The organism is Sulfurisoma sediminicola, from assembly GCF_003865015.1.
Lineage (GTDB): Bacteria > Pseudomonadota > Gammaproteobacteria > Burkholderiales > Rhodocyclaceae > Sulfurisoma > Sulfurisoma sediminicola.
In genome coordinates, this window is the sequence record NZ_BHVV01000001.1 from 1 (window position 1) to 14,667 (window position 14,667).

13 protein-coding genes are annotated in these 14,667 nt (G+C 63.2%); 6 read left to right on the plus strand and 7 right to left on the minus strand.

Features of this window, described 5'->3' with window-relative positions:
• Positions 1-257: 257 nt before the first annotated feature.
• The 4 genes from EJE94_RS00005 to aceK form a co-directional block, all read right to left on the minus strand.
• On the minus strand, positions 258-632 hold the full coding sequence (locus EJE94_RS00005; protein ID WP_121239459.1) for a hypothetical protein: 375 nt from the start codon (positions 630-632) through the stop codon (positions 258-260).
• Positions 633-789: 157 nt separating this feature from the next.
• A complete protein-coding gene (locus EJE94_RS00010; RefSeq protein WP_121239460.1) occupies positions 790-1,068 on the minus strand; it encodes a hypothetical protein in 279 nt (92 codons plus the stop codon).
• Between the two features lie 54 nt (positions 1,069-1,122).
• On the minus strand, positions 1,123-1,713 hold the full coding sequence (locus EJE94_RS00015; RefSeq protein ID WP_121239461.1) for a pseudouridine synthase: 591 nt from the start codon (positions 1,711-1,713) through the stop codon (positions 1,123-1,125).
• 10 nt (positions 1,714-1,723) lie between these two features.
• A complete protein-coding gene (gene aceK / locus EJE94_RS00020; protein ID WP_121239462.1) occupies positions 1,724-3,490 on the minus strand; it encodes a bifunctional isocitrate dehydrogenase kinase/phosphatase in 1,767 nt (588 codons plus the stop codon).
• 217 nt (positions 3,491-3,707) lie between these two features.
• Between aceK and icd the strand changes: the two genes are divergently transcribed.
• On the plus strand, positions 3,708-4,952 hold the full coding sequence (gene icd / locus EJE94_RS00025; protein WP_121239463.1) for an NADP-dependent isocitrate dehydrogenase: 1,245 nt from the start codon (positions 3,708-3,710) through the stop codon (positions 4,950-4,952).
• Between the two features lie 99 nt (positions 4,953-5,051).
• On the opposite strand, the gene EJE94_RS00030 is transcribed toward icd, so the two are convergent.
• Positions 5,052-5,255: a cold-shock protein gene (locus tag EJE94_RS00030; RefSeq protein WP_121239464.1), complete on the minus strand. Its 204-nt coding sequence runs from the start codon at positions 5,253-5,255 to the stop codon at positions 5,052-5,054.
• Between the two features lie 344 nt (positions 5,256-5,599).
• On the opposite strand from EJE94_RS00030, the gene clpS reads away from it, so the two are divergent.
• From clpS to rraA, 3 genes are all read left to right on the plus strand, one after another.
• Complete coding sequence (gene clpS / locus EJE94_RS00040) at positions 5,600-5,941, plus strand: ATP-dependent Clp protease adapter ClpS (RefSeq protein WP_121239465.1); 342 nt, start codon at positions 5,600-5,602, stop codon at positions 5,939-5,941.
• A complete protein-coding gene (gene clpA, locus EJE94_RS00045) occupies positions 5,941-8,208 on the plus strand; it encodes an ATP-dependent Clp protease ATP-binding subunit ClpA (RefSeq protein ID WP_121239466.1) in 2,268 nt (755 codons plus the stop codon). Before clpS ends, clpA begins: the two co-directional genes overlap by 1 nt.
• Positions 8,209-8,287: 79 nt before the next feature.
• Positions 8,288-8,785: a ribonuclease E activity regulator RraA gene (rraA, locus tag EJE94_RS00050; protein ID WP_121239467.1), complete on the plus strand. Its 498-nt coding sequence runs from the start codon at positions 8,288-8,290 to the stop codon at positions 8,783-8,785.
• Here rraA and EJE94_RS00055 read toward each other — a convergent pair.
• The gene (locus EJE94_RS00055) at positions 8,779-10,086 is read right to left on the minus strand and encodes a DEAD/DEAH box helicase (protein WP_121239468.1); all 1,308 of its coding nucleotides are present in this window, start codon (positions 10,084-10,086) and stop codon (positions 8,779-8,781) included. The two genes, rraA and EJE94_RS00055, sit on opposite strands and share 7 nt — an antisense overlap.
• Positions 10,087-10,385: 299 nt before the next feature.
• On the opposite strand from EJE94_RS00055, the gene aceA reads away from it, so the two are divergent.
• Positions 10,386-11,696 (plus strand): isocitrate lyase, encoded by a 1,311-nt coding sequence (gene aceA / locus EJE94_RS00060; RefSeq protein WP_121239469.1) that lies wholly within the window; start codon positions 10,386-10,388, stop codon positions 11,694-11,696.
• 87 nt (positions 11,697-11,783) lie between these two features.
• On the opposite strand, the gene EJE94_RS00065 is transcribed toward aceA, so the two are convergent.
• Complete coding sequence (locus tag EJE94_RS00065; RefSeq protein ID WP_121239470.1) at positions 11,784-12,689, minus strand: LysR family transcriptional regulator; 906 nt, start codon at positions 12,687-12,689, stop codon at positions 11,784-11,786.
• 131 nt (positions 12,690-12,820) lie between these two features.
• On the opposite strand from EJE94_RS00065, the gene gcl reads away from it, so the two are divergent.
• On the plus strand, positions 12,821-14,617 hold the full coding sequence (gene gcl, locus EJE94_RS00070; protein ID WP_121239471.1) for a glyoxylate carboligase: 1,797 nt from the start codon (positions 12,821-12,823) through the stop codon (positions 14,615-14,617).
• Positions 14,618-14,667 lie beyond the last annotated feature (50 nt).

Below are 14,667 nucleotides of genomic sequence, written 5' to 3' on the forward strand. Positions count from 1 at the left end.
ATCTCGGGAACAAACCCCACCACCGCCTCCAGCCCCACAAGCACCTACACCTATCGGCTGTTTGGTTTTTAAAGATCTTCGCTACAGGGACTAGCCCTTTCGCGGCTCCGCAATCAGCAGAGAGGCCGAATTATAGGGACAGAAAAATGCCCTGTAAAGCCCCTTGTGCATTTTTTTCCTGGTCATCCGGAACTCTCTGAACACAAAAAGCAAAAGGGCAGGGTCACCCCTGCCCTCTCGCCAGAAAATGCGGTCGATTACTTCTTATCGGCCTTCTTCTCGTCCTTCTTGGCTTCCATGCCGGACATACCCTTCTGGTCAGCCTTCTTCTCGTCCTTCTTGGCTTCCATGCCGGACATACCCTTCTGGTCAGCCTTCTTCTCGTCCTTCTTGGCTTCCATGCCGGACATGCCCTTCTGCTCGGCGGCCTTGGCATCCTTCTTCTCGGCCTTGGCATCCTTCTTCTCGTCCTTCTTGGCTTCCATGCCGGACATGCCCTTCGGGGCATCGGCCTTCGCGGCGGCCGGGGCGGCGGCTTTGGCTTCGGCTTTGGCTTCGGCCTTGGGCGCGTCGGCAGCGATGGCGGTGGTGGCGAAGGCGGCAACGATCAGGGCGGACAGCAGTTTGCTCATGCGAAATTCCTTTAGAGTAGGTTGATTAATGCAGGCCAGTTTCCTGGTCTGCCGATTATAACGATCATTAGATCAACGGGTTGACGGCCATCAATGCACCGTACAAACAAAAAAAGCGGGGCAAGCCCCGCTCTTTTCTTTCAAACTGAAGCCCGAATTACTTCTTGGCTTCCGCGCCCGACATGCCGGACATGCCTTCTTGCTTGGCCTTCTTCTCTTTCTTGGCCTTCTTCTCTTTCTTGGGCTTCTTCTCGTCTTTCTTGGCTTCCATGCCTTCCATGCCCTTCGGCGCGTCGGCCTTAGCGGCAGCCGGGGCGGCGGCCGGGGCAGCAGCGGCGGGAGCAGCAGCCTTGGCGTCGGCCTTGGGGGCGTCGGCGGCGATGGCGGCGGAAGCGGCGAAGGCGCCGGCGATCAGGATAGCGATCAGTTTGTTCATGGGTATATTTCCTCTAGAGGTGAATTAACGTTAATGACTTACCGCAAAACCGGGTTAGCCGAGGCGATTAACGCGGCCCCCGACCATTGGGTTGACACGGTTCGTCGCAGCTAGGAGCCGCCACTGCCCGGGTGCCAATCCGGCCAGCGTCCATTCGCCCACGGCCCACCGCACCAGCCGCAAGGTCGGGAAGCCGACCTTGGCCGTCATCCGCCTGATTTGTCGGTTCTTCCCCTCGGCGATGCCGATTTCGAGCCAGGACGTCGGAATCGCAGCCCGGACACGGATGGGAGGCACGCGCGGCCAAAGGCCGGGGGGCTCCGCGATCTGCCGCGCACGACACGGTCGGGTAACGAAGTCCCCGAGATCGATACCGCTTCGCAACCCCGCCAGGGCCGTTTCATCGGGGATCCCCTCGACTTGCGCCCAATACACCTTGTCCAGCTTGTGGCGCGGGTCGCTGATGCGCTCCTGCTGTAGACCGTCGTCCGTAAGCACGACGAGCCCTTCGCTGTCGGCATCGAGACGCCCCGCAGCATAGACCCCGGGCACGTCGATGTAGTCCTTAAGCGTCGGACGCCCACCACTGTCGGTGAATTGCGTCAGCACTCCGCAGGGCTTGTTGAAGAGAACGATCCGGGCCACGGTCGACAGGTCAACGCTGATCGCAGCCGAGTTCGAAGACGTTGCAGAACCGCAGCCACTCGGGATAGGGAAAGAAATCAATGACTTCGCCGCGGCGGATCTGCTCCTGCGCCTGCTGCCAGAACCCTGCATCGAGAAGGTCCGCATGGTGCCGCATGAACGCTTGCCGAATCTTCGGCGAGGTCAGCAGGAAAGTGGCGAATTCCTCGGGAAAGACATCGTTGCGCGCCACCGAGTACCAGACATCTCCCAACAGTTCCATTTCGGGATCCGGTGCCACCGGGATGCGACGGAAGTTGCAATCCGTCATGTACTCGATCTCGTCGTAGTCGTAGAACACCACGCGCCCATAACGCGTCACGCCGAAATTTTTCCACAGCATGTCGCCGGGAAAGATATTCGCGATGGCCAGTTCCCGGATAGCGTTGCCATACTCCTCCGCCGCTTCCTCGATCAGATCGTCCCGCCCGGCCCTCTGCGCTCGATCGAGATGCAGGTTGAGCGGCTCCATGCGACGCTCGATGTACAGGTGTTTGATGATGAGGTCATCCCCATCCTCTTCGAGCTGGGAGGGAACCTGCTTCTTCAGTTCCTCTATCAGGTCTGGCGCAAAGCGCTCACGCGGAAACGCTGCGTTGGAAAACTCGAGCGTGTCGGCCATGCGACCCACGCGATCGACCTGCTTCACCAATTGGTACTTGCGCTTGACGGTCTCGTGATCAACCTCCTTGCTCGCCCCGAAAACATCCTTGATTACCTTGAAGACGTATGGGTAGGACGGCAGCGTAAACACCAGCATCACCAGGCCACGGATACCCGGCGCAATGATGAACTGGTCTTCCGAGTGGTGGAGGTGATACATGAGATCACGGAAGAACATGGTCTTGCCCTGCTTGCCGAGGCCAAGCATGGTGTAAAGCTCGGAGCGCGGCTTGTTGGGCATGATGGTCCGCAGAAAGTGGACGTAGTCCGCCGGCGCCGGCATGTCGACCATGAAGTAGGCCCGCGAGAGCGAGAACAGCGCGCCGATGCGCCAGACATCGAGGATCACGGTGTCGAGGTAGAGCTGACCGACGGCGTTGTGCAGCACCGGCACGGCGAACGGGTACTCGTCGGCGCCGTTGACCGCCTTGCCGATAACGTAGGCGCCCTTGTTGCGATAGAAGGCCGAATTGAGGACCTGAATCTGCAGGTTGGCCTCGGCCTGCGGCCAATCGCCGAGGTGTCGTTCGACGGTCAGCATCACGTATTCGACGTCGCGCTCCAAGTCTTCGAAGGTCCGTTGCCAGCCGAAGTCCAGGAACATGCGCCGAATGGAGGCGCGAAACCCGCTGGCATTCGGATAGTAGCTGCGATAGGTGGGCGGCTCGGACTCGAAGAATTCGGTGGAAATGGCCGGACGCACGAAGATGAAATCGTTGTGGAAGTACGTCCGGTGCATGATTCGGCAGAACACGGAATTGAAGAACGTCTCCGCCAGTTCCGGCTGCTGATGCTCGAGCAGCTCGCCGATGTAATAGAGCTTTGCCTGCTGCCAAATCACATCGTCGAGAGACTCGGTGTGGAACTCCTCGCGCAACCGTTGCAGCGTCTCCTTCACCCGGTCATCGTAGAAGGCGATGCGCTCCTTGACGGCCTGCTGCGCCCCAGCCCAATCCGCCGCGTCGAAACGCGCCTTGGCCGCGGCCGAACATTCGCGGAACAGCCGATAGTGACGATTGAAGCCCTCGATCATCGTCTCGGCGATGCGCTGGGCAATGCGCTGCTGCGAAGCCATGGCAATAGCGGAACATCGTTGGGGAATGAGTGGATTCTAGCAAGTACCCCGCGACGCGCATCTTATACAGCCACCCGCCTCGACAACGGTCGTTGCTGTGCCTATCATCAGGGTCACCTTTGCATCACGCGAAACTACCGAGCAAGATCATTTCCATAAATCTCGCGTATGTAATAATAAACCTGCCTAATCACAATCTCACCGTCACGGAGCATCCATGAGCGCACCCCTGATCAAGGTTCCCAGCGAAGGCCAGAAGATCGTCGCAGGCCAGCCGATACCCGACAATCCGATCATCCCCTTCATCGAAGGTGACGGCATCGGCGTGGACATCACGCCGGTGATGAAGGCGGTCGTCGATGCCGCCGTGGCCAAGGCCTACGGGGGCAAGAAGAAGATTTCGTGGATGGAGGTCTATGCCGGCGAGAAAGCCACGCGCCTGTACGGTCCCGACGTGTGGCTGCCCGAGGAAACGCTCGCCGCCTGCAAGGAATTCCCGGTCTCGATCAAGGGACCACTGACCACGCCGGTCGGCGGCGGCATCCGCTCGCTCAACGTGGCGCTGCGCCAGGAACTCGACCTTTACCAATGCGTACGCCCGGTGCGTTACTTCAAGGGCATTCCCTCGCCGCTGAAGGATCCGAGCAAGACCGACATGGTGATTTTTCGCGAGAACACCGAGGACATCTACGCCGGCATCGAATGGATGGCCGAATCCGACAACGCCAGGAAGATCATCAAGTTCCTGCAGGACGAAATGGGCGTCAAGAAGATCCGCTTCCCGGCCACGTCGAGCATCGGCATCAAGCCCGTATCGCGCGAAGGCACCGAGCGCCTGGTGCGCGCCGCCATCAAATACGCGGTCGACAACGACCGCCGTTCGGTGACGCTGGTGCACAAGGGCAACATCATGAAGTATACCGAAGGCGGGTTCCGCGACTGGGGCTACGCCCTGGCGCAGAGCGAGTTCGGCGCCAAGCCCATCGACGGCGGCCCCTGGTGCTCCTTCAAGAACCCGAAAACCGGTCGCGACATCGTCATCAAGGACGCCATCGCCGACGCCTTCCTGCAGCAGATCCTGCTGCGCCCGGCCGAGTACGACGTGATCGCCACGCTCAACCTCAACGGCGACTACATCTCCGACGCACTGGCCGCCCAGGTCGGCGGCATCGGCATCGCGCCTGGCGCCAACATCTCAGACGTCTACGCGGTGTTCGAGGCCACCCACGGTACCGCGCCGAAGTACGCCGGCAAGGACTACGTGAATCCGGGGTCGCTGATCCTCTCCGCCGAGATGATGTTGCGCCACATGGGCTGGAAGGAAGCCGCCGATCTGATCATCTCCTCCATGGAAGCGGCGATCGCCGACAAGATCGTCACCTACGACTTTGCCCGCCTGATGGAAGGCGCCACTGAAGTCAAATGCTCGGCCTTCGGCCAGGCGATGATCGAGCGCATGTAGCACCGGCTGGCGGCGCACCGGCGCTGCCAGAACAACGAAGTGCAGCAGAAAAAAAGCCCGCCAGTCGGCGGGCTTTTCATTTACAGCGGATGCAGTGGCTCAGGGCTTCTGGATGTTCGACGCCTGCTTGCCTTTGGGGCCCTGGACGACATCGAATGTGACCTTTTCGCCTTCCTTCAGGGACTTGAAGCCCGCCATGTTGATCGCCGAGAAGTGAGCGAACAGATCCTCGCTGCCGTCATCCGGCGTGATGAATCCGAAACCCTTGGCGTCGTTGAACCACTTGACAGTACCAGTTGCCATAAACCTCTTCCTTAAAATATGAAACGAAACGGAGCGAATATGCTCCGAGCATGTTTGCAGGACGAGCTCGATACAGCGGAAGAGGCCAAGCGGTAATTCAGGGGAATTAGAGACTGCGGCGCTTTCGACACTGCGGGGGAGCCAGACACAAACACGTCTCGCCTTTTACGCACTTTGCCCCCGTGCGTCAAGCACTTTCTTTGCTGCATGACAACATGACCGAAGCGTTCGCGCCGCACCCTCTTGTCGAACGCCGCCCCGCCCCGAAATATCGTGCATTCAGGGGCCTTTTCCCCTCTTGGCCGCAAGGTTGCGGCCCGCACAATTCGCATTAGAATCTTTTCATGGCAACACGCAAGCCGCACCAGCCGAAGACCGGCGACCAGTTGCACGACGACGGCGTCGCCCTGGTCCCCGAGAAGAGCCGCATCAAGCCACCACCGCTCTTCAAGGTGCTGTTGCTCAACGACGATTTCACGCCGATGGATTTCGTTGTGGTTGTGTTGCAAACGTTTTTTGCGATGAACCGCGAGCAGGCCACCGTGGTGATGCTCAAGGTGCATCGGGAAGGCAAGGGAGTCTGCGGCACGTATCCGCGTGACGTCGCAGCCACCAAGGTCGAGCAGGTGTCGGCGTTCGCGCGACGGCATCAGCATCCGCTGGCGTGCGTGATGGAGGAAAGTTGATGATTGCGCAAGAACTGGAAGTCAGCCTGCACATGGCCTTTGTCGAGGCACGGCAGAAGCGCCACGAGTTCATCACCGTCGAGCACCTGCTGCTGGCTCTGCTCGACAACCCGTCCGCCGCCGAGGTGCTGCGCGCATGCGCCGCCGACATAGGCGAACTGCGACGCGAGCTGCTGCAGTTCATCAACCAGCACACACCGACCGTCGCCGGCGATGACGAGATCGATACCCAGCCGACACTCGGCTTCCAGAGGGTGATCCAACGCGCGATCCTCCACGTCCAGTCATCGGGCAAGAAGGAGGTCACTGGGGCCAACGTGCTGGTCGCCATTTTCGGCGAAAAGGATTCCCACGCCGTCTATTTCCTGCAGCGGCAGAACATCTCGCGCCTCGACGTAGTCAACTTCATTTCCCACGGCATCACCAAGACGACTCAGCCCGCGGCCAAGGGCGACGAGGCCGGCGAGCAGGAAGCCGAGGCGTCGGACGCCAAGTCAAGCCCGCTGGAGAGTTTCACCCAGAATCTCAATCAGCTCGCGCTCACTGGCAAGATCGACCCGCTGATCGGCCGCGACAAGGAACTCGAGCGCGTGGTGCAAACGCTATGCCGCCGCCGCAAGAACAACCCGCTACTGGTCGGCGAAGCCGGCGTCGGCAAGACAGCGATCGCCGAGGGTCTGGCGCGACGCATCGTCGAGGGGCGCGTGCCGGAAATCCTGGCCAACGCCACGGTTTTCGCTCTGGACATGGGGGCCCTGTTGGCCGGCACCAAGTACCGCGGTGACTTCGAGCAGCGCCTCAAGGGCGTGCTCAAGCAGCTGGTCGACGACCCCGACGCCATCCTCTTCATCGACGAGATCCACACCCTGATCGGCGCCGGCGCCGCCTCGGGCGGCACCCTTGACGCTTCCAACCTGCTCAAGCCAGCCTTGTCGTCCGGCGCGCTCAAGTGCATCGGCGCCACGACCTACAACGAGTTCCGCGGCGTCTTCGAAAAAGACCATGCGCTGTCACGGCGCTTCCAGAAGATCGACGTCAACGAGCCTAGCGTGGAAGAGACCGTGTCGATCCTGCGTGGCCTCAAGAGCCGCTTCGAGGAGCACCACAACGTCAAGTACTCGGCCGCGGCGATCACCAACGCCGCCGAGTTGGCGGCGAAGTACATCACCGACCGCCACCTGCCGGACAAGGCCATCGACGTCATCGACGAGGCCGGCGCGGCACAGCGCATCCTGCCCAAGTCGAAGCAGAAGAAGGTCATCGGCAAGATGGAGATCGAGGAGATCGTCGCCAAGATAGCCCGCATCCCGCCGCAACACGTCTCCGCCGACGACCGCTCGGCGCTGAAGAACCTCGACCGCGACCTGAAGAGCGTGGTTTTCGGCCAGGACCCGGCCATCGACGCGCTGGCCCGGGCGATCAAGATGTCTCGCTCGGGTCTCGGCAGCCCCACCAAGCCCATCGGCAGCTTCCTGTTCTCCGGCCCCACGGGCGTCGGCAAGACCGAGGTCGCGCGCCAGCTCGCCTACTGCATGGGCATCGAGCTGATCCGCTTCGACATGTCGGAATACATGGAACGCCACGCGGTCAGCCGCCTGATCGGCGCGCCGCCGGGCTACGTCGGTTTCGACCAGGGCGGCCTGCTGACCGAGGCCGTGACCAAGAAACCGCATGCAGTGCTGTTGCTCGACGAAATCGAGAAGGCGCATCCGGACGTCTTCAACATCCTGTTACAGGTCATGGACCACGGTACGCTGACCGACAACAACGGCCGCAAGGCCGACTTCCGCAATGTGGTGATCGTGATGACCACCAATGCCGGGGCCGAGGCGCTGCAGAAGACCACCATGGGCTTCACCTCCAACAAGCAGGCCGGCGACGAAATGGCCGACATCAAGCGCATGTTTTCGCCCGAGTTCCGCAACCGCCTGGACTCCATCATTTCCTTCAAGGCGCTCGACAACGAGATCATCCTGCGCGTGGTCGACAAGTTCCTGATGCAGCTCGAGGGTCAGTTGCACGAGAAGAAGGTCGAGGCGATCTTCACCGATCACTTGCGCGCCTGGCTGGCCGAAAAGGGCTTCGACCCGCTGATGGGCGCGCGGCCGATGGCGCGGCTGATCCAGGACACCATCCGTTCCGCGTTGGCCGACGAACTGCTGTTCGGTCGTCTGGCCCATGGCGGCCGGGTGACCATCGACCTCGGCGACGACGACAAGGTCAGACTGACCCTGGAGGAAAAGGCGGTCGAGCCGGCCCTGCCCTGAACGATTCCGCCTGCGGCCGCCTCGCGTCGGGCGACAACCGCCATCCCGCCACGGCCGACTTATTCCGGGGGAGACCGATGTGGAGCTACTGACGACCGATTTGTGCGACAGCCACGAGCCGATGCTGGCGGACGGCAGCCTGCGCATAGTCGAACCGATGTTCTCGAGCTTCGGCAGCCGCGCCGCATTTCACGGCGCCATTGCCACGCTCAAGCTGTTCGAGGATAACGGCCTCGTGCGCAAGACGCTGGAAGGCCCGGGCAAGGGCCGCGTGCTGGTCATCGATGGCGGCGGCAGCCTGCGTTGCGCACTGGTCGGCGACCAACTGGCGGCGCTTGCGCTCAAGAATGGCTGGGCCGGCATCGTCGTCAACGGCTGCATCCGTGACTCTCGCGCGATCGGCGGCATGGAAATCGGCCTGCTGGCGCTCGACACCCATCCGCTGAAAACGGTGAAAAAGGCCCAAGGCGAGGCCGACGTGGCGGTGAGCTTCGGCGGCGTCACCTTCAGGCCGGGTGAATGGCTTTACGCTGACGAGGACGGCGTCCTCGTCAGCACCACGTCATTGCATCACTGATGGCGTGAGCCGGAGTGGTGGAGTCCGCCACGGGCCGGTGCCTTGCGGCTGGACTTGGCCGGCTGCGGCGGACGGAATCCCCCGTGGGCCTTGCCCGGCGTCGCGGCGGTGCGGCCACTGCCCGAGCCGCGCGGCTTCATGATCGGCTCGGCCTTGATGCGCGGGTCGGGCTCGAACCCCGGCAGCACGCGCTTTTCGATCTCGCGCTTCAACACGCGCTCGATGTCGCGCAAGAGCTTGTGCTCGTCGATGCAGACCAGCGAGGTCGCCTCGCCCGAGCTGCCGGCGCGGCCGGTGCGGCCGATGCGGTGCACATAGTCCTCGGGCACGTTGGGCAGCTCGTAGTTCACCACGTGCGGCAGTTCGTCGATGTCGATGCCGCGGGCGGCGATGTCCGTGGCCACCAGCACGTTGGTCTTCAGTCGCTTGAAGTCTTCGAGCGCCCGCTGGCGCTGGCCCTGGCTCTTGTTGCCGTGCAGTGCCGCAGCGCTGATGCCAGCCTTGGCCAGACGCTCGGCCAGCGCGTCGGCGCCGTGCTTGGTGCGGGTAAAAACCAGAACCTGGTGCCACTGGTTTTCTTCGATCAGGCGGATCAGCAGGTCGCGCTTGCGCTCGCGGTCGACGTGATAGACGCACTGCGCCACGGCCTCGGCCGGCGCGTTGCGGCGCGCCACCTCGACGCTGGCGGGATTGTCGAGCAGGCCGGTGGCCAGGCCGCGAATCTCGTCGGAGAAAGTGGCCGAGAACAGCAGGCTCTGCTTCTTCTTCGGCAGCAGCGAGAGGATCTTGCGAATGTCGCGGATGAAGCCCATGTCGAGCATGCGGTCGGCCTCGTCGAGGACGAGGATCTCGATGCCGGACAGGTCGATGCCGCGCTGGTTCACGTGGTCGAGCAGGCGCCCCGGCGTGGCGACGACGATGTCGACGCCGGCCTTGAGGATGCGTGTCTGCGGGCCGATGCCGACGCCGCCGAAGATGGGCGTCGAGCGCAGCTTCAGGTGCTTGCCGTAGGTCTTGACGCTTTCCTGCACCTGGATCGCCAGTTCGCGCGTGGGTGCAAGCACCAGGGCGCGCGGCTTGAAGCGCTTGATCGACAGGTTGCCGTCCTGCGACAGCAGTTGCAGCATCGGCAGGACGAAGCCGGCGGTCTTGCCGGTGCCGGTCTGGGCGGCGGCCATCAGGTCGCGCCGGGCGAGCACGACGGGAATGGCCTGCGCCTGGATGGGGGTAGGCGTGTCGTAGCCCTGATCGGCAACGGCACGGAGAATCGCGGCATCGAGGCCGAGATCGGTGAACTTCATGGGAACTCCTAGAATGGAATCGGCCTCACGTGCAGGGCACGAACCAGTCTAGGCAGAGACGCTTGGGGGTAAAACGCGGAAGGAACAGCCAATCGCGATGCGCGGCAGACAGACTGATGCAGGCAGCGCGGGGCGAAGTCTATCACCGCCGTACCGCCAGCGCCGACTTTCTTTATGGGGCCATAAGTAGTAACTTATGTCTTATATAAGACACTTGTTGCTATGCAAAAAAGTCACTATACTCCACCGCACTGCATCACCGTTATCGCCCCCGAACCCAATCACGAGAGGACACCGCCATGAGCACCCGCCAAGAGCAAATCGCCGCCCTGGAGAAGGACTGGAAAGAAAACCCCCGCTGGAAGGGCGTCAAGCGCGGCTACTCCGCCGCCGACGTCGTGCGCCTGCGCGGTTCCATGCCCATCGAGTACACCCTGGCCAAGCGCGGCGCCGAGAAGCTGTGGGAAAAGGTCAACGGCGGCGCCAAGAAAGGTTACGTCAATGCCTTCGGCGCCATCACCGCCGGCCAGGCCATGCAGCAGGCCAAGGCCGGCCTCGAGGCCGTCTATCTGTCGGGCTGGCAGGTCGCCGCCGACGGCAACACTTCCGAGACCATGTACCCGGACCAGTCGCTCTACGCCTACGACTCGGTGCCGACCATGGTTCGCCGCATCAACAATACCTTCAAGCGTGCCGACGAAATCCAGTGGGGTCGCGGCATCGAACCCGGCAGCCCGGAGTTCGTCGACTACTTCCTGCCCATCGTGGCCGATGCGGAAGCCGGCTTCGGCGGCGTTCTCAACGCCTTCGAGCTGATGAAGAACATGATCGCCGCCGGCGCCGCCGGCGTGCACTTCGAGGACCAGCTCGCCGCCGTGAAGAAGTGCGGCCACATGGGCGGCAAGGTGCTGGTGCCTACCCAGGAAGCCTGCGAGAAACTGATCTCCGCGCGCTTCGCCGCCGACACCATGGGCGTGCCCACCATCATCCTGGCCCGCACCGACGCCGAGGCCGCCAACCTGATCACCTCCGACCACGACGCCAACGACAAACCCTTCCTCACCGGCGAGCGCACCCAGGAAGGCTTCTACCGCGTCAAGAACGGCCTCGAGCAGGCCATCAGCCGAGGCGTCGCCTACGCGCCCTACGCCGACCTGGTGTGGTGCGAGACCGGCACGCCCGACCTCGGCTTCGCCCGCGAGTTCGCCCAGGCCGTGCTGGCCAAGAACCCCGGCAAGCTGCTGTCCTACAACTGCTCGCCCTCCTTCAACTGGAAGAAGAACCTCGACGACAAGACCATCGCCAAGTTCCAGGAAGAGCTCTCGGCCATGGGCTACAAGTACCAGTTCATCACCCTGGCCGGCATCCATATCAACTGGTTCAACACCTTCCAGTTCGCCCACGCCTACGCCCGCGGCGAAGGCATGAAGCACTACGTGGAGATGGTGCAGGAGAAGGAATTCGCTGCCCGCGAGCAGGGCTACACCTTCGTCTCGCACCAGCAGGAAGTCGGCGCCGGCTACTTCGACGACGTCACCACCGTGATCCAGGGCGGTTCCTCCAGCGTCAAGGCGCTGACCGGCTCGACCGAAGAGGAACAGTTCCACTGAGCACCAACCAGACCCCCGAGACAGGGGGAGTGGAGTAGCACCGCAGCAAGGAAAACGGCCGCACGGGCACATCCCGTGCGGCTTTTTTCACGGTGCGAGCCAGTATTCCGGATCACCGTACGATGCCTTGAGCAGATCGACGAACAGCCGCACGCGCAGGGGCAGGTGGCGGCGCTGCGGGAACACCGCGTAGATACCGACCGGCGGCGCCGCCCATGCGTCCAGCACGGACACCAGCCGACCCGTGCGCAGGTCCTCGCCGACTTCCCACATCGAGCGCCAGGCCAGGCCGCGACCGGCCAGCGCCCAGTCGTGCAGCACAGCACCGTCGTTGCATTCGAGCATGCCGCTGACCTTGACGGTCGTGGTCTTCGCGCTGCCCTCCGCCTCGCGAAACACCCAGCCGCGCTGCTGCCCCAGCGACAGGCAATCGTGCCCGGCGAGAAAAGTCGGCGCTGGCGGGACGCCGCGCCGGGCCAGATAGTCGGGACTGGCCACCACCACGCGGCGCATTTCGCCGAGGCGCACGCTGACCAGGCTGGAATCCGCCAGCTCGCCGATGCGCACGGCACAATCGACGTTCTCGTTGACCAGGTCGACCATGCGGTCGGACAGGTCGAGGTTGGCATTCACTTCCGGGTTGTCCCCGAGATACTGTAGCAGGAGCGGGGCCACATGCCTGCGGCCGAAACCCGCCGGCGCGGAAATGCGCAGGTGGCCGCGTGCCTTGACGCCGCCGAGGCTGACCGCGGCCTCGGCATCGCCGACGTCGCGCAGGATGCGCTGGCAGTCTTCGAGAAAGGCGCTGCCTTCGAAAGTCAGCGTGACCTTGCGCGTGGTGCGCACCATCAGCTTGACGCCGAGGTGCTCCTCCAACGCGTCGAGGCGGCGGCTGACCACCGCCGGCGCCACGCCCTCGGCCCCGGCCGCGGCCGTCAGGCTGCCGCGCATCGCCACGGCGACGAAGGTTTCCATGGTTTTCAATCGATCCACGACACGCTCTCCCAATCCCTAGCTCTTTGCGTATTTTGCAACAATCAATTGATTATTGCTTTCTTTCTTTAACCGGATAAAGCCACTAATCTTCACCCCATCAACAGCCATCATTCGATGAGGAGAAAGACATGGCCCGCATGAGAGCAGTAGACGCCGCCGCCCACATCCTGAAGAAGGAAGGCATAGACACCGCCTTCGGCGTGCCCGGCGCCGCCATCAACCCCCTGTACTCGGCGCTGCGCGCCAATGGCGGCTTCAAACACTACCTCGCCCGCCACGTCGAGGGCGCCTCGCACATGGCCGATGGCTACACGCGGACGAAGGCCGGCAACATCGGCGTCTGCATCGGCACCTCGGGCCCGGCCGGCACCGACATGATCACCGGTCTCTACTCGGCTTCCGCCGACTCCATTCCGATACTGTGCATCACCGGCCAGGCGCCGCGCGCACGGCTCTACAAGGAGGACTTCCAGGCCGTGGACATCGAGTCCATCGCCAAGCCGGTGACCAAGTGGGCGGTGACGGTGCGCGAGCCGGCACTGGTGCCGAGCGTGTTCCAGCAGGCCTTCCATGTGATGCGCTCGGGCCGCCCGGGTCCGGTGCTGATCGACCTGCCCTTCGACGTGCAGGTCGCCGAGATCGAGTTCGATCCCGACACCTACGCCCCGCTGCAGGCCTACAAGCCCGCCGCCACCCGCGCCCAGTGCGAGAAGGCCATGGCCATGCTGAATGCCGCCGAGCGTCCGCTGATCGTGGCCGGCGGCGGCATCTTCAACGCCGACGCCGACAAGCTGCTGGTGGAATTCGCCGAACTGCTCGAGGTGCCGGTGATCCCGACGCTGATGGGCTGGGGCGCGATTCCCGACGACCATCCGCTGATGGCCGGCATGGTCGGCCTGCAGACCTCGCACCGCTACGGCAATGCGACCCTGCTCGCGTCCGACTTCGTCATGGGCATCGGCAACCGCTGGGCCAACCGCCACACGGGTTCGGTCGACGTCTATACCCAGGGGCGCAAGTTCGTGCATATCGACATCGAGCCCACCCAGATCGGCCGCGTCTTCGGCCCCGACCTCGGCATCGCCTCCGACGCCAAGGCAGCGCTCGAACAACTCCTGACCGTAGCCCGCGAGATGAAGGCCGCCGGCCAGCTCAAGTCGCGCAAGGCCTGGGTCGCCGACTGCCAGGGCCGCAAGAAGACCATGCTGCGCAAGAGCGATTTCGATGAAGCCCCGATGAAGCCGCACCGCGTCTGGCACGAGATGAATGCCTATTTCGGCCGCGACGCCCGTTACATCACCACCATCGGCCTGTCGCAGATCTCCGCCGCGCAGTTCCTCAACGTCTACAAGCCGCGCCACTGGATCAACGCCGGCCAGGCTGGCCCGCTGGGCTGGACACTGCCGGCGGCGATCGGTGCCAAGGTGGCCGATCCGACGGCCGACGTCGTGGCCATCTCGGGCGACTACGACTTCCAGTTCATGATCGAGGAGCTGGCGGTGGCGGCGCAGTTCAAGGTGCCCTTCATCCACGTCGTGGTGAACAACTCCTACCTCGGCCTGATCCGCCAGGCGCAGATGAACTTCGACATGGACTACTGCGTGCAGCTATCCTTCGACAACATCAACTCGCCCGAGCTCGCCGGCTACGGCGTCGACCACGTCAAGGTGGCCGAGGGCTTGGGCTGCAAGGCGATCCGCGTCGAGCATCCCGCGGACATCGCCCCGGCTTTCGAGCGCGCCCGCGCGCTGATGGCCGAGCACTCGGTGCCGGTGGTGGTCGAATGCATCCTCGAGCGCGTCACCAACATCGCCATGGGGACCGAAATCAATGCCGTGCGAGAATGGGAGCCCGTTCTCGACCTGCCGCCGGCGACAGAGAAGAAGCAGCCGGCCGCAGCCCAGCCCGCCCTTGAGGAAGCGTAGTCATGGCCCCCACGCTCACTTCGTTCGCTGCCCCCACGGGGGGCGCTGTC